Source organism: Capnocytophaga gingivalis (assembly GCF_002302415.1).
Taxonomy (GTDB): Bacteria; Bacteroidota; Bacteroidia; order Flavobacteriales; family Flavobacteriaceae; genus Capnocytophaga; species Capnocytophaga gingivalis.
The window spans coordinates 1755646-1780086 of the sequence record NZ_CP022386.1 but is presented as its reverse complement, the minus strand read 5'-3'; the positions used below and the strand labels follow the sequence as shown (position 1 = coordinate 1780086).

The window sequence follows — 24441 nt, the reverse complement described above, 5'->3', positions numbered from 1 at the left end:
TTATACATAATAAGAAAGCTGCTTCGAAAAGAAGCAGCTTTCTTATTATATTCTGTGAGGTAATTAACGTATCAGGAATTGTGAGAGTCCGATTCCGACCAAGCAGGATACACCTACCGCAATAAGTCCTGGCACCATAAAACTATGATTGAAGTAGTACTTCCCTATCTTGGTAGTCCCTGTAGGGTCAAAGTTCACTGTGGCAATATCCGAAGGATAATTAGGAATAAAGAAGTAAGCATAAGTAGCAGGCATAATTCCTATAAGCAAAGGCACAGGAAGCCCCATAGTAATGGCCACAGGGAGCATCATCTTGGCTGTAGCTGCCTGACTATTGATCACTATAGAAACCGCAAAAAGAGCAAAGATAAATGTCCATGGATAGGCTTGTACCATAGCAGTAATACCATCTTTGAAATAAGGCATAGCATAGGTAAAGTAAGTATCACTCATCCAAGCAATCCCAAAGATAGCCACACAGGCTACCATTCCTGACTTGAAGACCACTCCTTCGGGAACGAGCTTGACAGAAGTCTTACAAGTGGTAAGAATAATCCCTCCAAAACAGAGCATGACCATTTGGATAATAACTCCCATAGGAACTACCATCTGGGTAGTTACTCCTTCCTTGAGCACCTCGAAAGTACGGATATCCTCATAGAGCGCCAAGACCACAATCAAGACAATAGAAGAAAGGAATATATATACCGCATTCTTAGAGGATTGTGGGATAAAATCATTTAGAGTAGTCTTGGTACTATTGAGAATCTGATCCCTGTAGATGGGATCCTGTAATCGGCGTTGGTATTCTGGATCAGCCTCTAATTCCTTGCCACGGCGAAGACTATAGAAACACATAGCCATCAGCCCTAAAAAAGTAGCAGGCAGAGTTACCGAAAGAATATTGATCAAAGTAAGCGACTCCCCTCCTTGTTGATGAAAGAGATCCAACAACCCTTTGCCCAAATATACGGTAACCACTGCTGAGATAGGACTGGCTGTAAGTGCTAACTGAGAAGCTACAGAAGCTGCCGCCATAGGTCGCTCTGGGCGAATCTTATTCTTCAGTGCAATATCGCCTATAATAGGCATAATAGAGTAAACCGCATGTCCTGTACCAAGCATAAGAGTCAGGGTATAGGTAGCTATAGGCCCTAAAAAGGTAATTTGCTTAGGATTCTTCCTAAGAATCTTCTCAGCTACCTGTAGCATAAACTTTAGCCCCCCAGCGGCCTCCAGTATGGAAGCACAAGTAACTACCGCCAAGATAATGAGCATCACCTCGATAGGAGCAGAAGCAGGAGGCATACGGAAAACAAAAACCTCAATGACAAGTCCTATCCCTGAGATAACACCTAATCCTATTCCCCCATATCGGCTCCCTATATAGAGAATTCCTAAGAGGAAAAGAAACTCAAAGATCAATATATATGTATTCATAGCAATAAAAATTAATTTCTGTTAGAATTTGTTCTATAGCCACCTCTTTGTATCGACATTTCCTTTTCTTATGGCTACCAGTAGGTTATCTTTCTTATCTGCCGACAAAGGTAATTGTTTTTGTGGAAAAAAAAAGATTTTTGAGAAAAAAATTCATCCTTATGTCCCGCTTATTCTGAGGATTCCCATTTTTCCTCTTCCAGATTGAGTTGTCTCTCGAAGGAGCGTATAAGCTGTTCGTTGATACGAGGATTTTTATTCAGTTCGCTGAGATATTCCCGTTGGTAGCGGAGAATAGCTATGTACTTATCGCGCACCTCTGCTGTAACATTACAATAAGCCGTCTTGAGTTGGAACTCCCATACATCTTTTTGGTTTTGCAAAAGAAAACTATCGGTGATCCCCTCCTTGTAATGATCATTCATATACTCCAAAGCCACCCGAGCCAAGTCCTTACGAATAAGAGTTTCTGCCTCAGTATCTGGGATATGATCATCATAGTCAGGGAAAGTAACCTTTTTGATAAACCAAGGAAGTGTAAGCCCCTGTAGGACAAGAGTTACCAAGATAACAATAAAAGTCATATAGAGAATCAGATTCCGGTGAGGGAAGGGAGTACCATCGGCCAATGTTAGCGGAATAGAAAGTGCCACCGCCAAGGAGAGCACTCCACGCATCCCAGCCCAACCCAGCAGTAACGGGATCCAAACATTGTTATACCTGCGTCCATCAGCGACTTTAATAAAGCGCTTCATTATCTGAGTGGTCACCACAGCAGCATAGGCACAACAGATGCGCACCCCTATAATCACTCCTGCCATCAGTAAGCCATAGTAAGTAGCAGTACTAAGAGCCATCCCCTCCTGTTGGAAGCTTGAGAGTACTTGGGGAAGACTCAGCCCTATGAGAGAAAAAGCTAATCCGTTGAGTATAAAAACGATATTATCCCAAACAGCCTCAATCTTATTGCGTGTGGAGACTGTGAAAATCTCATTGCGATAATAGTGAAGATACACCCCACCTGTCACCACGGAGAGCACCCCTGAAGCATCCACAGCATTGGCCAAGATATACATAACATAGGGAGAAATATAGGTTAGGATAATATCCATATTGGCATCGGTAGGCAGAAGTTTATGGATAGCCCTAAGAAGCCATCCTACAGCCAAGCCTATGGCTATCCCTCCTAAGACAACCCATACGAAGCTCCCCGCCACCTCATACCATACAAACTGACCGGTAGTAACCACAATAGAAGCAAAACGAAACACTATCAAGGAGGAAGCATCGTTGAGCAAGCTCTCATTCTCCAAAATAGTAGAAAGGCGATGTGGCACCTTGACAAACTTGAGTATGGCCGAGACACTCACCACATCGGTAGAGCCGATCACCCCACCAAAGAGAAAGCCTAAGGCCAAGGAAAATCCTGGCAAGACCATATTGGCCACCCATGCTACCACCGCAGCTGTGATAAAGACGACAATAAAAGCAAAACTAAAGATAATACGTCGCCACTTCCACAACTCCTTAGGAGAGAGCACCCATGAGTCCGCATAGAGCAGTGGTGGTAGGAAGATTAGCAACACCCAATTAGGATCTATAGCCATTGTAGGGAGCTTGGGAATAAAAGCCAAAGCCAACCCTCCAAAGACCAAGAGTATAGGATAGGCCACCCGTATACGATTGGCAAGCATAGTAATCCCTACAATGACAATCAATAATAGTAATAGATAAGGAAAATATTCGACCATTTTTCAGATACTTTTTCAGATGCAAAAATAAAAAAAAATGATGAATACCACATACTATCTAATCTTTTAATGTACTTTTCTTCATTATTTTTTGTAATACAAGAAATATGTATTATTTTTGCACAACGAAAGATAACATGATACTATGCGCTACTTAGGGGCTTATTTTTTCTGCTTTTTATTGTTGGTTGGTTGTTCCTCCAAGGAAGAAGCTACCGATCAAGTGGATTATCTATTGAGTAAAAACCCTTCCCTACTCTTTCAGATACACCACAAGGATCAGTTCGTCAATCAGCTGATTCACAATGATTTTTGGAAAAACTACTTCAAGTATTACCCCAATCAAAATGTGCAAAATCTCCTGCGGTCTCTTCCTGAGGACGATCATATTTGGGTAGCCTATACCCATGATGGGGTATACCTAAGCGCCACTTTAGAAAAGCAAGACAGCCTGAGTGTATGGAAAAATCTCTCCTCTGGAAAGTTAGATTCGCTAACTGTAGAAAATAAAAAGTGGTATTATATCACAAAAGACAAAGAGATTCTTATCAGTTCCCTCAAGGATATATCCTTCCCTGAAACCCCTGTGGTACGCCAAGAAGCCTTTCACAAAGTAGCCAAGACCATTAGTGGAGAAGTACCTGCCAATATATTCCTCGCTCAGAAGAAGAACAAGGAGTTCATAGGGGGAATCTTTCCTGAACGCATTGTCAAGCACCTGGATGGGTGGACAGCTTGGGATATCTACTTGGAAAAGAACACTCTACGCATGAGTGGTTCCCTACTGCGACCAGCAGATAGCCTTCCTCAATTGCCCATAGTACCCTCCCAGAAGAACACCATAGAAACCTATGCTGTTATCCCACAAACGGCTCAAGGGATCAGCTGTTTTTCCTTTGAGGAAAAAGTTGTTCCCGAAGAGTTTTATTTCGATTTCCAAGAGGATATTTCCTCAGTTACCTTCTTTGACTTCCAGAGAGATTCTATGGCAGTACTCCACAGCTCCAATCCAGAAGAAACCTTGCGCTACTTCACTATACTCAAGAGCGAGACCTTCCAAGGAGAAACCCTTCATCATATAGAAGAATTCTCGGATATACAATCCTTTTTCTCTATCTTCGAGCGGGAATTACAACCTAAGTACCTATACCGAAATGAGGAAAACCTTATCTTTGCTCAAAACAAAGAAGCCCTTGAAGCCCTTATCAACGCTATACAAATGAAGCAGACCCTCTCCCAAGGAAAGTCCTTTGAGGCGCTGCAACAGAAGAGTAGCAGCCAAAACTCTTTCATCACCATAGAAAACCTACAGGAGCAGAAGGATTTTTCAGCTAAGTACGCTTCCTTAGCACAAAGATATGCCTATGCCTCGCTACAGATAAGCCCACAGGACGAGTTCTACCAGCTGACCCTGACCACCACCGCCGATACTGGAGGCTCCTCCACCGCTACAGCTACCTCTTCAGAAGAGAGAGGAATAAGTGAGCGCTTTCTCATCACCTTGGACAAGGAAGCTCTCACCCAGCCTATCTTTGTTACCAATCACCGTACAGGACAAAAGGAAGTGGTTATACAAGATGCTGACAATCAGCTATACCTTATAGGAAATGATGGAAAAATTCTTTGGAAAAAGCGCCTTGATGCCCCTATCATAGGAGGAATCCATCAGGTAGATCTTTTCCAAAATGGATTCTTACAAATGGCTTTCAATACGGCTTCTTCCTTCTGGATACTGGATCGCAATGGCAATGTGGTAGCCCCCTTCCCTATGTCATATAAGGAAAAACTACTACCCTTACAAGTGTTTGATTATGAAAGAAATAGAGAATATCGCTTTGTAGTATGTTCCGAGAAGACAATTCGCCTGATCGACAAGCGAGGGGATATAGTAAAAGGGTTTGAGAAAAGTCAAGTGCCTAATGGTCTTGCTCAGACACCCCAACACTTTAGGATAGCTGGAAAAGATTTTATTGTCTTCCCTGAAAAGAATGGTACCCTGAGTATCCTTCACCGCAATGGTACAGTACGTATTCCTATCTCTCAGAAATTTGATTTCTCAGACAATCCCATAAGTACCTACAAGGATTTCTTTTGCTTCACCACCAAAGCCGGCAAATTATTTTTTGTAGATACCAACGGAGGGGTACGTTCAGAATCTATAGGGGAAGGTAATTTTAGCTTTGATTGCCAAAGAGATATAAAAGTACTCCTACATAACAATATCCTGACCATCAACCAAACAAAAGTAGAACTCCCCTACGCTGACTACTCAGGGGCTAAGCTTCATTGGGAGGGTAGAAATCCTGTTATTTCTGTCTTTGACCGCGAGAATAGTCGTCTTTATCTGTTAAATACACAGGGAGAGATCTACTCACAGTTTCCTGTCTTTTCTCTTTCCCAAGCTGATGTAACTCAGGACAAAGGAAAACTTCTATTGGCCTTTCTCAAGGAAAAGAATGTGCTCTGTGTAAGTGAGCAATAGAAAGGAGATAAGTTTTATTTCACACGTGCTATTGAGATACCATCGCGAATAGGAAGCAAGACGGTTTCCAAGCGGGGATCTGTAGCCAACCGCTGGTTGTACTCCATAAGGATTTGGGTATGTTTGTCGCTTTCCTTGAGAGGTTCCACGACCTTTCCACTCCAGAGAACATTATCGGAGAGAATCACCCCTCCATGGCTCATTTTAGGCAAAACAGCCTCTAAGTAATTGAGATAATTCTTCTTATCTGCATCTATAAAAGCTATATCAATCCCTATCTCGAGGGTAGGAATCACCTCAAGGGCAGGTGCAAAGTGTTGTACAATCTGCTCTCTATAAGGACTTTGTGCAAAATATTTGTTCTGTATCTCTTCCAGTTCTTCATTGACCTCAATGGTATGTAGCACCCCTTCTGGGGCAAGACCTTCGGCTAAGCAAAGTGTAGCATATCCTGTAAAAGTACCTATTTCCAATATATATTTAGGTCTTATGAGCTTGGAGAGAAGGCTCAAAAACCTACCTTGTAGGTGTCCACTAAGCATGCGAGGCTGTAGTACCCTAAGGTGGGTTTCTCGGTTAAGAGCCCTCAGTAGCGCAGGCTCTTCTTGACTATGAGTATTGGCATAGTTTTCTAAGTCTTCTGAAAGAAAATGCATATAACTAAAGTGTTTAAAATAAAAAAAGGGGTTATTCAAAAAGTCTTTGTGGACTAATCGTCATTAATAAACAAATTGCTATTAATGGACAAATTGTTATTAATCGACGAATTGCTATTAATAGGCAAATTGTCATTAATGGGCGAATTGCAATTCGCCCCTACAGACCACAATGTATAACTTTTTGAATAACCTCTTATGATTAATTGAATATCACTATTGGATAATAGTCATTTCATCTACTATATGTTTAGCCCCTCCAAAAGTATCTATGCACCAGAGCACATAGCGGATATCCACTACGATAGTTCTTTGGAGTTTTTTATCGAAGATAACATCTCCAGCCATAGCTTCTATATTACCATCGAAAGCCAAGCCTATGAGTTCTCCCTTACCATTCATTACAGGAGAACCAGAGTTTCCTCCTGTGATGTCATTGTTAGTAAGGAAGCATACATGCATGGTACCATCTTTGTCAAGATAACGACCAAAGTCTTTCTTTTCATACATTTCAACAAACTTCTTAGGCATATCGAATTCGGCATCCCCAGGTTTGTATTTTTCGAGCATGGTTTTGAAAGTAGTATAGTAGTTTCTCTTCACATCATGATTACGCTTATCCTTAGGAAGTGATTTCACACTTCCATAAGTAAGGCGAAGGGTAGAGTTAGCATCTGGATAGAGTATTAGGCTCACTTTAGAATCACGCATTCCCTTTACATATTTACGGAAAGCCTTTTCATAACCATCCTTCAAGGCTTCTGATTGAGAGTTGTAATACTTGTCAATCATCACACGAGCTATCTGAGCGATAGGGTCGCTCTGTAGTGCATCGGAAGAAGGATTGTTCATGAAGTTTTCGAAATTCTCTTTGGTAGTAAAGATACTACGAGCAAATACCTCAGCGGCGAACTTCCTGAAATCTCCATTGTATTGGCTTTTTATCTGGGCTATTTCTTGAGGAATATCAGTAGCCTTATCAGCATATAGCTTAAGGTTGTCTGCGAAAAGGTCAATTTCGGCAGGTAGGTAAAACTCACTATAATAAGCATCCAATTCCTTAGCAATGCGTTCTCTGATCTGTTGTTTTTCTTGGTCAGAAGAAGAATTAAGATAGGTATTGAGTTGTTTTACATATCCATTGGCTTGGGGTACAATACGGCTTGCTCTGAAGAAAAGCAACAAGTAATTATGATTAGCTGCTTCTTGATTGGTTTTTTCGAAATAAGTAGCTAAGTCACTCAACACATTACCATATTCTGCCTTATTTTCAGGCTTATTAGCCCAGACAGCGAATTTCTTTTCTGCAGCACGCTTAAGATCAGCTGTCTTGTGAGCTGTGAGGGCATCGATCATACCCTGTCTGTTTTTCCAATAGTTAGCTAAACTGGCATAGCGTGAAGCATATTTTAGGCGTACTGCTTTGTCCTTGTCCATATGTCCTTTCATCGCATCCATAGCTGTTTTGGAAGCCTCTACCCAAGCAGGATAGCCATATTTCACCTGTTGATCCACCCAATGAGAAGATACCCAACGGTTGGTACGACCAGGATAACCTAATATCATCGCAAAATCATTCTCTTGTACTCCTTTAAGGGTTACATTGAGATATTTTTTTGCTTTCATAGGAATATTGTTAGGAGAATAAGGTGCAGGGTTACCATCCTTATCTGTATATACGCGGAATACAGAGAAGTCACCTGTATGGCGAGGCCATTCCCAGTTGTCTGTATCACCACCGAATTTTCCTACATTTTCAGGAGGAGTCCCTACAAAACGAACATCCTTGAAGTCCTGATATACGAAGTAGTAGTACTCATTACCTTGGAAGAAAGGACGTACAGAAACTACATACTTACCCCCTTCGCTATTTTCTTTTTGGATTTTCTCCATTTCTCGATTAAGGGCATCCTGACGTTCTTTTTCGCTCATAGAAGAATTCACTACAGAGAGCATACGGTCTGTTACATTGTCCATACGTACAAAGAAACGCACATAGAGGCTCTTGGGAGGAAGCTCCTGAGATCTGTCTTTTGCCCAATAACCATCCTTTAGATAGTTATGCTCTGGAGTAGAAAGCCCTGCTATGGCACCATAGCCACAGTGGTGATTGGTAATTACCAGCCCATCGGGAGAGATGATACTGGCTGTACATCCTCCATTGAACTGTACAATAGCATTCTTGAGGCTATTGTTGTTGATACTGTAGATCTCCTCAGCGGTAAGCTGTAGACCTTTTTTCTGCATGTCGCGTTCGTTCAAACGCTTGATGAACATCAGAAACCACATCCCCTCATCTGCCCTTATTACACCAGGTAGTAACAAGAAAAAGGAGGTCACTAACGAAAAAATAAGTTTTCTCATCTGAACTTTTTTATGTGTTTATTTTGAAGGTCAAAATTAGTAAAAAAAATGGAGTATAATCGTTAATCAAATGTTATTTTTATCTATAAATATTAAAAACACCTTAAACCAAAATTTTTTTCTTGTGAATACTTTATCATTACAAAAGAAGTTTATATATTTGCCTTTGGAAAAAGCAGAAAAAAAATGGGATTATTAGATTTATTTAAGAAAAAAAAGTTTGATGAAACAGATTTAAAATCAATAACTTACAAAAGATATTGGTTAGATCCTATTTCTACTATCCTCATTCCTACCGATTGGGAAGTGAGCAATACTGACCGTTTTTTAGCAAAATCTGCCGATGATAGAGCCAATCTGACCGTGATGAGTTCTGAAGAACCTATCAAGGGAGAGATTACTAAAGCCTTTTTCGAGAAGCTTAAGGGAGACTTTTTTAAGGAATATGAAAGAGATGGTTTCACTGCTCTGGATGAAACTACCTCCAATGAGCGCTATATAAGCAAGACCTTTCAAACTTATGACGAGGTAGAATACCACTTCACTTGTGCCAAAAAGATTGATGACAAGGCAATTATCACTGAGCTTATCCTACGCCACAAAGAACCTTATAGCCTCGAAATGAGAGAGTTGGTGGACAAAATAGGAATGAGTATACAGTATGTAGCTGACTTCACCCGCCTTTTTGCCGAACGCTTAATTACCAAAAATCCCAATGTACAAGTAAGAAAAACCAAAGGATTAGAGATAGAGTGGATGCTCAAGAGTGAACCAGGACAACTCATCACCAGCTTCTTGGACAATGCCTATGCTGAGTACATGCATCGTAGTGACTTCTACCTAAGTGAAATCATAGAGAAGTATGCCAGCTCCATCCTTGAGACTATTCCTAAGGAAAAACCCAAGCCCAAACCACAACCGCAACCTACAGCTAAGCCACAGCCTGAAAAACCTAAACAAGAACCACCTAAGGTTATCACCCCTGAACCACCTAAGGAGGAATCTATAATTATAGCCACTCCACCTCCTGTAGAAAAAGTAAAAGAAGAACCTAAAAAAGAAGAGGTTACAGCAAAAGCAGAGCCTATTATAGAACTTTCTGGAGGTACAGAGACTGTTGCAAAAGAAGCTGTTACCCGACAAAAACCTACAGACAAGGAGGAGATTGTAAAAGAAGAAAAAGAACCACAGAACACTCAAGAAAAAACACAAGAAATGCCTGCCATGAAAGAGACCCCTGGATCTATGGCTAAAAAGGCAGAAAGCCCCATTTTCCCTGATATAAGCAAATTTGTCCCTCAAGCGAAACTTGAGGAAGAAAAAACAATTACAAAAGAAGAAACTCCTATCGAGATCAGTGAGTCACTCAAGGATATCCTCGATGTAGCTATCAACTTAGATACTACCCAAGAGACTCCTGCTGCTATGACCACACCAGAGCCTGTAGCTCCCGTAATTCCTATAGAGACTCCTGCAACTCCTGTAGAGACCCCTGTGGCTACTGTAGAGGAGCCTCATGAAGAGCCTCTTATGGATGAAAATGCTACAGAGGTAGTCTCTGGCAATATCATCATCAAGAAGGAAGAGATCTTCCCACTGGTGAGAACCACCTCTTTTATCAACGATCTAAAGAGAGAACTCCCTGACCTACTCTATGAGAATATCAATAGTGAGCTTGGAGTAATCTACTTGGTACGCAACGAGAAAGTAAGTCTGACCACTGGAGACCTCAAGAACCTAAGACTTGACCGATTAGCCCTCAAGTCCTTGGCAGTACAGAACCTCATAGACCAAGTAGAGGTAGGTGTAGAGGAAGAAGGCAGTCGCTATACGATTGTAGCAGATGGTAAGTTCGAAGCCAGCTTCTTGGTAGTCTCCGAACTTTGGTCAAAGGACAATATTCCTGTAGAAGGAACCATTACCATAGGAGTCCCTTCGAACAATGTATTACTCATCACCGGTAGTGGGAACGCTGCTGATATGAACTGGATACGCCATCGTGTCGCTCAGGCTTATGTGGAGAGTAACATCCCTATCTCAGACAAACTTTTTGAGATAAAAGGAAATACACTTATCCCTTTGGAATTCTAAAAGACTTATGAAAAAACTATTTTTTATTTTCTTACTCATAGGATCCTCTTGTACTCTGTGGAGTCAAGAGAATGATGGCAATATCCTATTACCTAAGAACCAGAAAAATCAAAATCCTTTTGGAGGTTTTACCTTTGGAGGAAATATAGGTGCTTCTTTTGGTGATAATGTATGGGGAGTATCCCTCTCCCCTCGTATAGGATACAAGCTTACAGACGACTTAGAATTGGCTTTTTCCGTAAACTATAACTGGCAGAAGACAAGCTATAGCCAATATAACTTTTTAGGCTTAGGCCCCGCTGTGAACTACTATTTCTTTCGTTCTGCCTATGTACATGCCTCCTACCAACATTATTTCATCAAACAAAAATTTGACAGACAAGAATCCTATCGTACAGAAGAAGATGCCCTATACTTAGGAGGTGGCTATATGCAACCCTTAGGAGGGAATGCTTACCTACAAATGGGCTTCTCTTACAATGTATTGTACAAAAAAGATAAGAGTATTTTCTCTTCTGGATTCTTCCCCTCTGTAGGGGTTGTTATTGGTCTGTAACCCTTAGCTTAGAAAGACGAATGGATTGGATATATGATATTTTCGAATTCTCCAAAAAATACCCCATGGACTTCACTCAGATGAGTTTCTGGATATTTTTTGTTATCATATATATAGGTTTCGCTCTGGTATACAAGCGTATCTTTATCCGAAATTTGTTTTTGTTCTTTGTTAGTTGCTTTTTCTATTACAAAACCAGCGGACTATTCGTACTTCTACTGATATTCAGCACTATAACCGATTTCTATTTTGGCAAACAAATAGATAAGAGTGAGAACGAGTCCAAGCGGAAATTCTTCGTTACCCTCAGTGTTGTTCTGAATCTTACTGTGCTGAGTTACTTCAAGTATGCTTATTTCTTTACCGACACCTACAATACTATTTTCCACACCGATCACAAGGTATTCAACTATTTAGCTTATTGGGGAAATGGGTTTTCCTCCAAGGGTGCTTTCTCTGTAGATGAGATTGTGCTTCCTGTAGGTATTTCCTTCTATACTTTCCAGACCATTAGCTATACCGTGGATATCTACAGGCGAAAACTCAAGTCCTTGGATTCTATTTTGGATTTTGGTTTCTATGTCACCTTCTTTCCTCAGTTAGTAGCGGGGCCTATTGTCCGTGCAGAAGAGTTTGTCCCCCAGATACTTCGTCCTACAGAAATCACAGCACAAGACTTCAACCGAGGCACTTACTTTATCTTTAAGGGACTGATTAAGAAAATGCTTTTTGCCAATTTTATCGCTGTAGAGTTTTTGGATAGAGTTTTTGAGATGCCCACCATGTATTCAGGATTTACGAACCTTATGGCCTTGGTAGGTTACTCTCTACAAGTATATGGAGATTTTGCAGGCTATACGGATATAGCTATAGGGCTTGCCCTGCTGATGGGCTTTGAGCTCCCTCGCAACTTCAATTCCCCTTATAAGGCTATCAATACGGGAGACTTCTGGAAGCGCTGGCATATCTCCCTTTCCACATGGCTTAAGGACTACCTATATATCCCCTTGGGAGGAAACCGTACAGGCTCATGGGCATCGGTGGCCATTGCTTTGGTCTTTGTCGTGGTAGCCCTCATTGGAGTAGGTAATCCCTATTTCTCATTGATTATAGGCTTTTTGCTCTTAGGAGGCACCTTATTAGCAATGAAAAGCACTCGTTTTCAGCACTATATCACTACCAATATCAACCTAATGCTCACCATGCTCTTAGGAGGACTCTGGCATGGTGCCTCTTGGAAATATATCCTATGGGGAGGGATCAATGGCTTAGGTATTGTCTTCTACAAACTCTGGCGCAAGGTAAGCCCTTATGAGCATTCCACCCATTGGCTGGCGCACTTCTGGAAGGTGTTCTCTACCTTCCTCTTTATCGTCTTTGTTCGTCTCTACTTCCGTGGAGAAGACATGGAGCGCATCAACCAATGGTATGGACAAGTATGGAATAATATGGACTGGGCAAGTAGTGGTCAAGTATTATGGTACTTCAGAGAAGCCTTCTTGGTGATGATCTTAGGCTATACTGTACATTGGCTTCCTCAGTCACTCAAGGACAAGGTAGAGCAGGCCTATTACCGCAGTGATCTCTGGGTAAAAGTCCTTGTGATGGTCGTGGTAGCTGTAATCTGTTATCAGACTTTCTCCAATGATGCTCCCGCCTTCATCTATTTCCAATTCTAAGACAGACAAAGACTAAAATTCTTGTAGTGTTACCTCATTTTTGACCTGTTTGGCCAAAGCCTTGTCTATCTCCAAAGAGAAATCACTTAGAACATTCATATAGTTGATATAAGCATCGTAAGGAGATGCATAAGGAGATACTTTCTTAAGACGTTGTTCCAAGGATATTATCTTAGTACTCATATAGTTAAAGTGATTACTACATTGCAATCGGCTATAGGTACGATGCAAGGCTTCATCTGGAATATTTTCCACCTTAGGACTTAGGGCAAAGAGTTCCTCGAAAGCATTCTCTTGTAGTTCATTCCCCAGCCATGAGGTAATATCGCGCTCTTCATCTGTCCAAGAGATAGGATTGGGAACATAGATAGCCTCCTTAGCGGGAAAAGTTTCCGTCACCTGCGAAGGGGTAAAGAAAGCATACTGCTCTTCGTCCAAGATATATTGTGGTAAGTAGCGTAAGAAATCAAAAATACCCGAAGAAGCCAAATTATACTTACCGAAAGCCTGATAGCGGAAGAAAAGATTCACCACATCCCCCTCCTGAAGGCTGGCCTTTAGCCAACGAGCATATTTTTCTGCGGTCAAAGGATATTCATCCCAATCCCTTGAGGAAAAGCGCAAAGAAATATCATCGCTGAGCTTAGCATTTTTGAGCAATATCTTTACCTTGTCATTATTGGGGTGATGGTGCACGAAGTTAGGATTGCGCCAGCCCAAGATATGCTTAGCCCCTTCGGTGAGTATAGTATGGAACCCCAAGCGAGCAATACGTTCTCCTATACTATCGGAATAGATTAGGGACGTATTGCGGAAGGCTGTAGGGGCATGACCGAAAAGTTTCTCTATTCGCTGAGCGTGCCGGCGAACGTCCTTTTCGAATTCTGTGGTAGTATTGGAAAGAGAGGAAAGCGAATGTGCATAAGGCTCACAGAGAAACTCCACACAGCCTGTTTTGGCCAAAGCCTCAAAACTACGAATCACCTCTGGAGCGTGCAATTCTAAGAGTTCAATAGCACTTCCCGATAGGGAAAAAGCTACCCTAAAGCGTCCTTTGTATTGAGCAATAAGCTCCAATAAGAGATTATTGGCAGGGAGATAACACTCACGAGCCAACTGCTCTATCTCTGTACGATTTAAGTAATAATCAAAATAATCATGTTGTTTGCCTATATCAAAAAAATGATACTGGCGAAGCTGTTCAGGGTGATGAACTTCAAAATAGAAACATATCGCTTTCATGGTTGTCTTTCTTTGGTAACAAATATACGTTTTTTTTCTCAATTATACTAACTTTGTAGCTCTTTTTTTAAGCTATCATTGTCTGATAAATGCTTTTTAACTTACCAGCAGCCCCCTCCCACTTGAGAGCATTGACCTCTGTAAGTCCTTCCTTTTGGAGCGATTGGGCGAGTTTTGGATAGGCCAGTACTCCATAGATAGCGTCGGCCAAGGCATCGACATCCCAATAATCGACCTTGATAGCGTGTTGCAATACCTCCGATACTCCTGATTGCTTAGAAATAATCGTAGGCACGCCTATTCGCATAGCCTCCAGCGGTGAAATACCAAAGGGTTCGGATACCGAGGGCATCACATATACATCACTATAGCGGAACATCCGTTGCACATCTGTTCCTCTTAGAAATCCTGTAAAATGAAAATGTCCACCGAGCTTAAGCTGTGCCACTCGCCTTACCGAAGGGGTCATTTTGTCCCCATTGCCAGCCATGACAAAATGTACATTGGGCAAGCGCTTGTGTACTTTTGCAGCAGCCTCTATAAAGTATTCTGGTCCTTTCTGCAAGGTGATACGCCCTAAGAAGGTAACAATCTTCTCATTGAGCGCACGAGGAGGAAGGTCTAACTGCTCATCGGAGAAATCCACTGCATTGTGTACCGTACTTACTTTTTCGGGAGCTACTCCATACTTCTCTATCACTATAGCTCGTGTCCAATCACTTACAGTGATCACATGATCCGCCTGGTGCATGCCGCTTTTTTCTATCTCATATACGATAGAATTGCGGTTGTACTCCCCTCCCCTATCATATTCGGTAGCATGTACATGAACTACCAAGGGCTTACCACTGATACGCTTGGCCAAGATCCCCGCCTGATAGGTCAGCCAATCGTGAGCATGAATAATATCAAAATCGTATTTGCTCGCTATAGTTCCTGCTACCAAGGCATAGCGATACACTTCTTCCAAGAGGTTTTCTCCGTATTTTCCAGAGAAATTATAAAGGCGCTTATTGTGATACTCTTGTGTCTGTATTTTGGTACGTTCTTCCTCCCAATAGGAAGCAAAAACTTCTGGAGAGAGATAGGGACGCAGTGTGGAACCTATTTCCATGAACTTAATATGCTCTGCATAGTCCTGGGAAAGGGAATAATCCTCAAGCATCTCTTCCTCGCTGGCATTGATAATGCGAGCCGCTTGAGCGTCTTCGTCTCCAGAGGCCTTGGGCATCACAAAGAGAACCTCTACCTCATTCTTGGCCAATCCCTTGGTAAGACCAAGGCATGCGGTACCTAAGCCACCGCTTATATGGGGAGGAAACTCCCATCCGAACATGAGTACTTTTATCTTCTTCATATAATGATTGTTTTTGGGTTTACCTTTATTTTATATTTTCTTTGTATTTCCTTCTCTATAGCACTGGATAAGGTAGATACTACGGATAATCTCGGCTGTATTTCTCGCTTGCGAGATACATCCATGACCTACATAAGGAGGATTTCCATCATAGAATTCTGATATAAGTCCTATACCATAGTTCTGTATATCCTCATCGACATGGCTTAGGAGCTGTTCTGCCTCTGCTACAAAATCTTTTCCATAGAGCTTCAGGGCACTTTCTATATAGAAGCTCAATAACCATGTATGAGTACCCCCCTGGTAGATAGCTTCTTCTTGTTCTCGCATACTCCCCTCACAGCATCCTCTGTAGCGCTTGTCATCAGGAGCCAATGTACGCAGTCCGCGGTCATTAAGCAGTTTGTCCTCAACTAAGTCAATAATATCTTTCTTTTGGCTTTCTTTCAGTGGGCTATAATCCAGCGCACAAGCAATGATCTGATTAGGTCTGACGGAGAGATCCTGTACGCCCTCATCCTGCCAATCGGCCAAGTACCTCTTGTGTTCATTCCAGAAAGTCTGTACGAACTCTTGAGCTATCTGGGCAGGATACGCTTCCCATTGGGCTACAAAATCCCTATCATCTGCTTCTTGAGCCAAAGTTAGGGCATAGGATACGGCATTGTACCATAGAGCATTCACCTCTACTATATACCCATGTCGCTCTACAAGAGGTTCCCCTTGTATGGTGCCATTCATCCAGGTAAGGGGGCGGTGATAGCGCTGGGCATAGATGAGCTTATTCTCAGTCATGTGTACTTGTGGGAAAGTACGTCCATCTCTATAAGCCTCAAGTACCGAAGATAGAGTATGTTTGTAGCGTTCCCAGAGCATTTTAGGAGGTATCTTTGCCCAGTGCTCATACTGCTGGAGTGTCCAGAAGAACCATAAGGAAGTATCCGCATTGTATTCATTTGGTGCATGGCTGCTGATCAGGCGAGGGAAAAGTCCTCCCTTCTGGTATTGCTGCATGGAGGAGAGCACCTGCTCAAAGAGCCCCGTATTGCCTGAAGCAATAGCAATCCCCGGAAGAGAGATAAAAGTATTACGCCCATAAGAGAGATGCCATGGATAACCTGCCTTGATACGTGTTTCGGTAAGTTTTTCTATCACAAACTGGTTGGCAGCATACTTCAAGCAGTTCTCGAAACTATCCCGAGGCGCCCTTTGCTGGGCTGCCTTTGAGAAGTTCATAGGCAAAGAAGCAACGTCTTCCTCCTTAGTCGATGCTGAGAAGACAACGGGTATTTCCTTATGCAGGGTGAGCTCCATATACCCTGGCACCAAGAGATCTTCCTGATAATCTCCTCCACGAGCCTTGTCCTTGCTATACTGGATATGCTTATACCAATGGGGGTCATGCAGGTAAGTATGCTCGCCACTAAGCTGCATATAGAGGGTAGGAAATCCCTCATAGAGCCTTGTGGCAATTCCCTGTGACACATATTCATAATCGGTACAAGCCACCGTATTCTCTACCGATAGCGCATGAATATCACGAAAAGCCAAGAAAGGTTTCAGTCGCAACTGTACAGCGTCGGCTCCTCCCAAAAGTGTATAGCGGATAAGCACTTGAGGTTGCCCATGAAGCATCATAATATCCTTGCGTAGACTTATCCCTGCCACTTGATAGGTGATAGAATAATACTTATTGAGCTCGGAGGAGACAATATACTTATGCCCCTTAGGAAAGAAAGTATCGGGGTATTCATGGATAGCAAAATTAAACTCCATGTCATTGACCACGACAGTCTCATCCAACGAGGAGAGCAAGAGATGGTTACGCCCTTTGAAGGCATCAATCGGCACTACCAAGAGCCCATGGTAACGACTGGTATTGCAAAAATTGAGAGTGGTGGACAGATACCCTCCTTCTCGGTTAGTGCCGAGAAACTCTCTCTGTAAGGCAAATTCTAAATTTACCAAATCACGCTGTTTGAAACTTAAAGCCATTAGATTAATGATTAATGGTTAATTATCAATTGTTAATGAATATACCCTATGGAAGGACGAATTGTTCGCCTTATAAGAGTAAATTGTATCCTAATACTTTGTGCTCGTACGAACTTGTAGCTTGTGCCTAATTTTTTATTCCATCTTGCTCCAGTCATAAACCCCATTGATAAAGCCTCTTTTTATAGCATCATCTCCATAATAGCCCATCATCAGGTATTTCTCCCCTTGGGTAAGCTCCCACCAGCCACCTGCATTCATACTATAGAAATAAGGTTCATACTTATAGATAAGCACCCCTTCAACCACACAAGGAAATACACCGAACATATCATGCAATTCACGAAAATCTATCACTTTAGAATGCTTCATTACATACTTTATAGTCTTTTCAGGGACAGACCAACCTCTGCATTCCTTGTAATCCCCTGAAGACTGCTCATAAGGGGCACCTTTCTTGGTAAGCAGCAACAATTGATCATCCTTGAGCTGTTTTCTTCGCTTAGTATTAGTTAGAATATCAAATAATTCACCTTTGTTAGAGAATTTTCCTGCTACTTTCTTGGGGTAAAGCACTACAGAGTCATTCTGATACAACTGAAAATTATTAGTAACAATAATTTCTTTAGTATACTTTGTCTTATATAAGAAATGAATGATGTAATCTTTCCCATAGGAGCCATTATGATAGTATTCTTCTTTCACCAATTTCCCATCCTTATAATAATACCAAGTCCCTACACTCATTCCTGTATTAATATCCTCATTTGCTGCGGTACCTTGGCATCCTCTGAATATGATATTCCCTTTGGGATCATAAAGAATATGTAGAGCATTACACTTTACTGTATCTATATCATAGATGATACTGTCTTTTTGGGTAAAATAGTAGATTTTTTCACTTATTTGTCCATTATCATGATACCAATACTCCATAAAGGGATCGGTATATTCTGTGTTTTTCCTATAGAAAATGATACCTCTTATATTCCCATGAGTATCAAAATAAGAATGATATTCCCTACAATAGAATGTGTCTTTTTCACGAACGAAAAGGCTATCCTTGTGCAAATAGTACTTTTTCCCTTCTTTAACCCTCTCATACATATGATGAGCATCAAAAGAGACAATACTGTCATAGCGTGAATCTTTTAAAGAATCTTGCACGGAAGCAGCCATAGTCCTTCCTTGCTTGGAAGAAATATTCTTACAAGAGGTAAAACACACCAATAGGATAAAAATACAATACTGAATTTTCATTTTTTACTATTCTCTCTTTAGTACCAACCCTATACGGGGTGGGATATATAGGGAAATAAGGTTCTGATGGTTTATATATTGTGTAAAATGTTCCGTTTGCTCATTGATAAGCCCTTGTCCACCAAAGGCAGGATTATCCGTATTAAGTACATAGGTATATTTGCCTGCATAAATAGGAAAAGTATAGTTCACAAAAGCCTCTGTGGGGTTAAAGCTAAAGACAAACAAATAGCCTCCCCTACTGAAAACCAAAATCTGCTTTTCTATATCCTGTACCTGTACCTGAGGAGTCTCTTCCAGAAGAGAGCTTTCCTTAACAAAATGAATCATGGCCTTATCAAAAGCATTGAGATACTTGAACTTCAGATTAGGATCATCCACGAGGCTCCACTGTCTACGCGCATGAGCATAACTATCACAGTTTCCCATACGGGGAAAATCTATCCACTCAGGATGTCCCCACTCATTACCCATAAAGTTGAGATACCCTCCTCCTGAGGTAGTGATAGTCACCAGGCGTATCACCTTGTGTAGGGCTATGGCACGATCTATGATAAGATTTTGTTCAAAAACACTCATCCCTGTATAGATTTCCTTGTCCGTAAGGCGAAAGAAAATAGTCTTATCCCCTACAAGCGCTTGGTCATGGCTCTCGGCATAGCTGATGGTCTTTTCTTCCTGCCGCTTGTTGGTCAGTTCATAATAAATATCCCCCACATGCCACTTATAGTCTGGCACTTCCTTGATAAGCTTGATCCAATAATCAGGGATCCCCATACTGAGCTTATAGTCAAAGCCCATGCCTCCTTCTTGGATAGGTGCAGCTACCCCTGGCATACCACTCATCTCCTCAGCGATGGTCAAGGCAGAGCCATATACCTGATGGATAAGCTGATTGGCCAGTGCCAGATAGGAATAAGCATCGTTATCCTCATTACCATCAAAGTATAGACTATAGTCTGTAAAGGCCTTTCCCAAGCCATGATCATAATAGAGCATACTGGTGACCCCGTCGAAGCGGAAGCCATCGAAGTGATATTCCTCAAGCCAGAATTTGCAATTGGAGAGTAAGAAATGTACTACCGAGAGCTTGCCATAGTCAAAGCAGCGAGAATCCCAAGCAGGATGCTTGCCACGACTTTCTTTATGAAAATATTGGTATTCGGTACCATCAAAAAGACTCAACCCCTCAGCTTCATTGCTCACCGAGTGAGAATGAACCAGATCCAAGATAACCCTAATTCCCAAGCCATGTGCGGCATCGATGAGTTCCTTGAGCTCCTCAGGAGTCCCAAAGCGTGAGCTTACTGCGAAAAAGTTGGATACCTGATAGCCAAAAGAACCATAATAAGGATGTTCCTGTATGGCCATAAGCTGAAGTACATTGTAACCAAGGTTGGCTATACGAGGGAGTACAAAGAGGCGAAATTCGGTAAAAGTACTCACCTTCTGTTGTTCGGTGGACATACCTATATGTGCCTCATAAATCAGAGGAGGCTCTCCCCCCTTGGGGCGTAAATGTTTCCAAGAATAAGGGCTTTCAGGTTGCCATACTTGAGCTGAAAAAACCTTACTATAAGGATCTTGTACAGCACGCTTAGTATGGGAGGGCAATCGCTCTCCCCCTCCTCCGTACCACTCAACCAAGAGCTTATAGAGCATCCCATGAGAGAGTGTCTCCTTAGGTAAACGCAATTCCCAATTTTCGTCCCCTACTTGGGTGAAGAGGTAGTCCGTATGTTTTTTCCAGTTATTCCCCTCAAAGAGTAGAAAAATAGCTGTTGCATGAGGTGCCCATTCCCTTAGCACCCACTCCTGACCTGTATAGTGCAAGCCGTAGTACAAATACGAATTACAACTATCGGCCAAACAAGGGGCTGAACCCTGTAATAGTTGTGCTTTTTGCAGGGTCAGCAACTGCCTTTCCAAGAGAATTTTCTTGTAAGGAAGTAATAGAGTATCACCATCATACAGCATATTATGTGTTCTTTAGAATTGAGAGTGTAAAAATAGTAAAAAAAAATGAATTTCACTATTAAAGAAAGTATAAATTTAATGATTAACGATTAATATTCAATAATCCATAATCCCCCTTACGTTCACAAGGAAGGGAATCAGCTCTTCAGAGGGAAGAAGGAAAACAAGGAGGGATACTATATTAAGGTATAGTGTAAGATTTTTTTTAAAAAAAGATTGGTTGTTTGATAAAAAAAACGTAACTTAGCACCACTTTTTTAAACAGTATAAAACATTTGTATATGAAAGAGTTTAGAACAGAATCTGACTTATTGGGAGAGTTACAAGTTCCCAAAGAAGCGTACTATGGCGTACAGACACAGCGCGCCTTAGAGAATTTCCACATTTCAACAAGCAAAATGAATGATTATCCTGAGTTCATCCGTGCTTTTGCTTTTGTAAAATTGGCAGCAGCTCAGGCCAATGCTGCCCTTGGTGTAATCCCTAAAGAAATAGGTGCCGCCATAGAAAAAGCAGCTCATGAGATCATTGATGGTAAGTTCCATGACCAATTCCCTGTAGACATGTTCCAAGGAGGAGCTGGTACTTCTGTGAACATGAATACTAACGAGGTAATCGCTAACCGTGCTTTGGAAATTCTTGGCTTCGAAAAAGGAGACTATGTACACTGCTACCCCAATGACCATGTAAATGGTTCTCAATCTACCAATGATTCCTACCCTACTGCTATCAAGCTTGCAGTATTCAATATGAATAAAATTTTGGTAAAGCATGTACAGGCACTTGCCGATGCTTTCCGCGCTAAAGGAAAAGAGTTCGCTGATGTAATCAAAATGGGACGTACCCAGCTGCAAGATGCTGTGCCTATGACTCTTGGACAAGAGTTCGAGTCCTATGCAGTGAGCATGGAAGCCGAAATCGCTACCTTGAACAAGACAGCAAATTCATTACTCGAAATCAATATGGGAGGTACTGCTATTGGTACCGGTCTGAATGCCCCTCATGGTTATGCTAAGCTATGTACTGAGAACTTAGCCAAAGCCACTGGAGAGGCATTTGTACTTTCTCACGACTTGGTAGAAGCAACTCCTGATACCAGTGCTTATGTATTCTACTCTTCAGCATTGAAGAAATTCGCTGTAAAACTTTCTAAGATATGTAATGACTTACGTCTCTTAGCTTCTGGTCCTCGTGCTGGACTTAGCGAAATCAACCTCCCTCCTATGCAACCAGGTTCCTCTATCATGCCTGGTAAGGTAAACCCTGTAATCCCTGAGGTAGTGAATCAAGTATGTTTCAAGGTAATTGGTAATGACCTTACTGTAACTTTCGCTGCTGAGGCTGGACAATTGGAACTTAACGTAATGGAACCTGTAATCTGCCAAGCTATTATGGAATCCATCGTTCTCTTCCAAAATGCTGTAGATACCCTTAAGGACAAATGTGTAGTAGGTATCACTGCCAACCGTGAGGTATGTCTCAACATGGTAAAAAATAGTATCGGTATCGTAACCGCTCTTAACCCTCATATAGGATATAAGAACAGTACTAAGATTGCTAAAGAAGCCCTACAGACAGGCAAAGCTGTATATGACTTGGTACTCGACCACGGATTGCTCTCCAAAGAAAAATTGGATGAAATCCTTGATCCTAAGAACATGATTGTGGCTAAATAGTTTGTGAATACATCAATCTGAGAAAAAAGAGGTTGCCTTTCAGGCAGCCTCTTTTTGATATCTTTCCTTTCCGTTTAGACTATATCTCACAGGATAACTTTTGCCTGCCAGATATTAGCAGATTTAAATAAAAATGATTAACTTTGCCTCCGGAAAAGACAGGTATGGAAGAAGCAATCATAGCTGCAGGATGTTTTTGGTGTACAGAAGCTATCTTCAAGCGGCTCATAGGAGTGACACAAGTAGAAGTAGGATTCACTGGGGGGAGTCTCCCTGAGCCTACCTATAAGCAGGTATACCATGGACAGACAGGGCATGCCGAAGCTATTCGTATCACCTACGCCCCTAAAAAGATCAGCTACTGGGATATCTTGGAGGTCTTCTGGAGGGCACATGACCCCACTACCCGCAACCGACAAGGAGAGGACATAGGAGAACAATATCGCTCAGCTATCTTCTACCTCAACCCCGAACAGCAACAGATAGCCCTCAAGAGCAAGGAACTTATAGAACAGTCTGGAATCTTTAGTGATCCTATAGTCACCGAAATCCTACCCGCAACTATCTTCTACCCTGCCAAGGAGGAGTATCATCAGAACTATTACGAAAACAATACAGACAGAGGTTATTGTATTTTTTCTATCGCACCTAAGATCAATAAAATACACAACCTTTTTGAAGAAAAAATAAAACCCGAATACCAAAATTTAGAAAATGAAAACAGAACTCAAGAAACTCTATGAGGGAGATATTCCTACAGTAACTATGCTTGTTGGAGCCTTAGAAGAAGTTGGTATTACCCCTATTGTAAAAGACCCTATGGCTTCAGCTGCTATTGCTGGTTATGGTGCCTTAGGCGGTGACCAACAGGTATATGTATTCCAAGATCAATGGGAGAAAGCCAGCGAGATTCTCAGCGAACTTAACCTTAGCCAAGAATGATCAAACTCATTATTTCCGATATGGATGGGACACTCCTGAATAGCAATCACGAGTTGCCCCAAGACTTCATGCATGTATTCGAAACCCTCCAAGAGAGAGGCATCTACTTCTGTGTAGCCAGTGGAAGGCAGTTCCTAAGCCTGCTTTCCTTCTTTGCTCCTATCAAAGACAAAATGGCTTTCATCTCAGAAAATGGAGCTTTTGTCAGTATTAACGGGAAAGAGGTATACCAAAATGCCATCAGCCCCTACCATATCCAGCAAGTAGTTGCCCGTTACAAACAATTTTCAGGTATGGCTATAGGCCTATGCGGCAAGAAAGCGACCTATCTACTCCCTACCACCCCCTATGCCGAGGAGCAGGTAAATATATACCACCATACTGTAGAGAAGGTAACAGACCTCTCCCAGATTGATGATACCATCTCTCAAATCACTATCCTTGACCCTATAGGAGCCAGAGAACACTCTTTTCCTGCCTTTTCTTCCCTTTCACAAGAAGGGCTCAAGATCACTATTTCAGGAGCTTACTGGATTGATATTACCAATGAAGGAGTAAACAAAGGTGTAGCAGTAACCGCCCTACAAGAATTTTTAGGAATTTCTCCCGAAGAAACGATGGCTTTCGGAGACTATCTTAATGATTTAGAGCTACTTAAAAGAGCTTCCTACAGCTATGCTATGAAGAATGCTCAAGAAGAAGTAAAACAAGTAGCCTTCTATGAAACTAAGGATGACAACAACCATAATGGGGTGTTAAAAACTATTTGCGAGGTGTTAAAAATACCCTTATCTTCTTAAAAGAATGATTCTAAATTCCTCTGTAGGGTAATTGTTTTTATTAATATATTGCATTTTCCAAACAAAATTAAGGGATTAACTAAACTTTAATGAGAGATATTGACTTATCCGTAAAGAAGACGTACTTTTGCCCCGTGAAATTTCAAGCACTCTCCTTCACCTTTTTTTAGGAA

Annotated in this window: 17 protein-coding genes; 8 read left to right on the top strand and 9 right to left on the bottom strand. The window is 41.6% G+C overall.

What is annotated here, in order from left to right; genetic code table 11:
* Nucleotides 1-63: 63 nt before the first annotated feature.
* Entirely contained in the window at nucleotides 64-1440 is a 1377-nt protein-coding gene (locus tag CGC50_RS08395) for an anaerobic C4-dicarboxylate transporter (protein ID WP_002665921.1), read from the bottom strand.
* Between the two features lie 170 nt (nucleotides 1441-1610).
* A complete protein-coding gene (locus tag CGC50_RS08390; RefSeq protein WP_095910461.1) occupies nucleotides 1611-3191 on the bottom strand; it encodes a Na+/H+ antiporter in 1581 nt (526 codons plus the stop codon).
* Nucleotides 3192-3336: 145 nt separating this feature from the next.
* Here CGC50_RS08390 and CGC50_RS08385 point away from each other — a divergent pair, with 145 nt between their 5' ends.
* Nucleotides 3337-5673: a hypothetical protein gene (locus CGC50_RS08385; RefSeq protein WP_095910460.1), complete on the top strand. Its 2337-nt coding sequence runs from the start codon at nucleotides 3337-3339 to the stop codon at nucleotides 5671-5673.
* 14 nt (nucleotides 5674-5687) lie between these two features.
* Here the strand turns inward: CGC50_RS08385 and CGC50_RS08380 are convergent, their stop codons facing one another.
* Both CGC50_RS08380 and CGC50_RS08375 read right to left on the bottom strand, forming a co-directional pair.
* Entirely contained in the window at nucleotides 5688-6329 is a 642-nt protein-coding gene (locus tag CGC50_RS08380) for an O-methyltransferase (protein WP_095910459.1), read from the bottom strand.
* Nucleotides 6330-6545: 216 nt separating this feature from the next.
* Nucleotides 6546-8693, bottom strand: a complete 2148-nt coding sequence (locus CGC50_RS08375; RefSeq protein WP_095910458.1) for a S46 family peptidase — start codon at nucleotides 8691-8693, stop codon at nucleotides 6546-6548.
* A 186-nt stretch (nucleotides 8694-8879) separates the two neighbouring features.
* On the opposite strand from CGC50_RS08375, the gene CGC50_RS14255 reads away from it, so the two are divergent.
* The 3 genes from CGC50_RS14255 to CGC50_RS08360 are packed head-to-tail and all read left to right on the top strand — an operon-like array spanning nucleotide 8880 to nucleotide 13019.
* Nucleotides 8880-10784 carry a DUF1444 family protein gene (locus tag CGC50_RS14255; protein ID WP_095910457.1) on the top strand — a complete coding sequence of 635 codons (1905 nt, stop codon included), beginning with the start codon at nucleotides 8880-8882 and terminating at the stop codon, nucleotides 10782-10784.
* Between the two features lie 7 nt (nucleotides 10785-10791).
* A complete protein-coding gene (locus CGC50_RS08365; RefSeq protein ID WP_095910456.1) occupies nucleotides 10792-11340 on the top strand; it encodes a hypothetical protein in 549 nt (182 codons plus the stop codon).
* 20 nt (nucleotides 11341-11360) lie between these two features.
* Entirely contained in the window at nucleotides 11361-13019 is a 1659-nt protein-coding gene (locus CGC50_RS08360; RefSeq protein ID WP_002665658.1) for an MBOAT family O-acyltransferase, read from the top strand.
* A 12-nt stretch (nucleotides 13020-13031) separates the two neighbouring features.
* On the opposite strand, the gene CGC50_RS08355 is transcribed toward CGC50_RS08360, so the two are convergent.
* The 5 genes from CGC50_RS08355 to CGC50_RS08335 form a co-directional block, all read right to left on the bottom strand.
* On the bottom strand, nucleotides 13032-14261 hold the full coding sequence (locus tag CGC50_RS08355; protein ID WP_095910455.1) for a glycoside hydrolase family 57 protein: 1230 nt from the start codon (nucleotides 14259-14261) through the stop codon (nucleotides 13032-13034).
* 67 nt (nucleotides 14262-14328) lie between these two features.
* Nucleotides 14329-15618 carry a glycosyltransferase family 4 protein gene (locus tag CGC50_RS08350; RefSeq protein ID WP_002665774.1) on the bottom strand — a complete coding sequence of 430 codons (1290 nt, stop codon included), beginning with the start codon at nucleotides 15616-15618 and terminating at the stop codon, nucleotides 14329-14331.
* A 30-nt stretch (nucleotides 15619-15648) separates the two neighbouring features.
* A complete protein-coding gene (locus CGC50_RS08345; protein WP_095910454.1) occupies nucleotides 15649-17613 on the bottom strand; it encodes an amylo-alpha-1,6-glucosidase in 1965 nt (654 codons plus the stop codon).
* A gap of 135 nt (nucleotides 17614-17748) precedes the next feature.
* Nucleotides 17749-18873: a hypothetical protein gene (locus CGC50_RS08340; RefSeq protein WP_095910453.1), complete on the bottom strand. Its 1125-nt coding sequence runs from the start codon at nucleotides 18871-18873 to the stop codon at nucleotides 17749-17751.
* Nucleotides 18874-18879: 6 nt separating this feature from the next.
* Complete coding sequence (locus tag CGC50_RS08335) at nucleotides 18880-20850, bottom strand: alpha-amylase family glycosyl hydrolase (protein WP_095910452.1); 1971 nt, start codon at nucleotides 20848-20850, stop codon at nucleotides 18880-18882.
* A 281-nt stretch (nucleotides 20851-21131) separates the two neighbouring features.
* On the opposite strand from CGC50_RS08335, the gene aspA reads away from it, so the two are divergent.
* From aspA to CGC50_RS08315, 4 genes are all read left to right on the top strand, one after another.
* Nucleotides 21132-22526: an aspartate ammonia-lyase gene (aspA, locus tag CGC50_RS08330; RefSeq protein ID WP_002665867.1), complete on the top strand. Its 1395-nt coding sequence runs from the start codon at nucleotides 21132-21134 to the stop codon at nucleotides 22524-22526.
* 164 nt (nucleotides 22527-22690) lie between these two features.
* Nucleotides 22691-23269, top strand: a complete 579-nt coding sequence (gene msrA, locus CGC50_RS08325) for a peptide-methionine (S)-S-oxide reductase MsrA (RefSeq protein ID WP_095910451.1) — start codon at nucleotides 22691-22693, stop codon at nucleotides 23267-23269.
* Nucleotides 23241-23468 carry a putative signal transducing protein gene (locus CGC50_RS08320; protein WP_002665882.1) on the top strand — a complete coding sequence of 76 codons (228 nt, stop codon included), beginning with the start codon at nucleotides 23241-23243 and terminating at the stop codon, nucleotides 23466-23468. Before msrA ends, CGC50_RS08320 begins: the two co-directional genes overlap by 29 nt.
* Nucleotides 23465-24268: an HAD family hydrolase gene (locus CGC50_RS08315; RefSeq protein ID WP_095910450.1), complete on the top strand. Its 804-nt coding sequence runs from the start codon at nucleotides 23465-23467 to the stop codon at nucleotides 24266-24268. The genes CGC50_RS08320 and CGC50_RS08315 overlap by 4 nt, the downstream gene beginning before the upstream one ends.
* Nucleotides 24269-24441: the final 173 nt, after the last annotated feature.

Excerpts from the sequence above, each read along its gene's own strand:
- CGC50_RS08395 (WP_002665921.1), bottom strand. The coding sequence starts at position 1,440 with ATGAATACATATATATTGATCTTTGAGTTTCTTTTCCTCTTAGGAATT.
- CGC50_RS08390 (WP_095910461.1), bottom strand. The coding sequence starts at position 3,191 with ATGGTCGAATATTTTCCTTATCTATTACTATTATTGATTGTCATTGTA.
- CGC50_RS08385 (WP_095910460.1), top strand. The coding sequence starts at position 3,337 with ATGCGCTACTTAGGGGCTTATTTTTTCTGCTTTTTATTGTTGGTTGGT.
- CGC50_RS08380 (WP_095910459.1), bottom strand. The coding sequence starts at position 6,329 with ATGCATTTTCTTTCAGAAGACTTAGAAAACTATGCCAATACTCATAGT.
- CGC50_RS08375 (WP_095910458.1), bottom strand. The coding sequence starts at position 8,693 with ATGAGAAAACTTATTTTTTCGTTAGTGACCTCCTTTTTCTTGTTACTA.
- CGC50_RS14255 (WP_095910457.1), top strand. The coding sequence starts at position 8,880 with ATGGGATTATTAGATTTATTTAAGAAAAAAAAGTTTGATGAAACAGAT.
- CGC50_RS08365 (WP_095910456.1), top strand. The coding sequence starts at position 10,792 with ATGAAAAAACTATTTTTTATTTTCTTACTCATAGGATCCTCTTGTACT.
- CGC50_RS08360 (WP_002665658.1), top strand. The coding sequence starts at position 11,361 with ATGGATTGGATATATGATATTTTCGAATTCTCCAAAAAATACCCCATG.
- CGC50_RS08355 (WP_095910455.1), bottom strand. The coding sequence starts at position 14,261 with ATGAAAGCGATATGTTTCTATTTTGAAGTTCATCACCCTGAACAGCTT.
- CGC50_RS08350 (WP_002665774.1), bottom strand. The coding sequence starts at position 15,618 with ATGAAGAAGATAAAAGTACTCATGTTCGGATGGGAGTTTCCTCCCCAT.
- CGC50_RS08345 (WP_095910454.1), bottom strand. The coding sequence starts at position 17,613 with ATGGCTTTAAGTTTCAAACAGCGTGATTTGGTAAATTTAGAATTTGCC.
- CGC50_RS08340 (WP_095910453.1), bottom strand. The coding sequence starts at position 18,873 with ATGAAAATTCAGTATTGTATTTTTATCCTATTGGTGTGTTTTACCTCT.
- CGC50_RS08335 (WP_095910452.1), bottom strand. The coding sequence starts at position 20,850 with ATGCTGTATGATGGTGATACTCTATTACTTCCTTACAAGAAAATTCTC.
- aspA (WP_002665867.1), top strand. The coding sequence starts at position 21,132 with ATGAAAGAGTTTAGAACAGAATCTGACTTATTGGGAGAGTTACAAGTT.
- msrA (WP_095910451.1), top strand. The coding sequence starts at position 22,691 with ATGGAAGAAGCAATCATAGCTGCAGGATGTTTTTGGTGTACAGAAGCT.
- CGC50_RS08320 (WP_002665882.1), top strand. The coding sequence starts at position 23,241 with ATGAAAACAGAACTCAAGAAACTCTATGAGGGAGATATTCCTACAGTA.
- CGC50_RS08315 (WP_095910450.1), top strand. The coding sequence starts at position 23,465 with ATGATCAAACTCATTATTTCCGATATGGATGGGACACTCCTGAATAGC.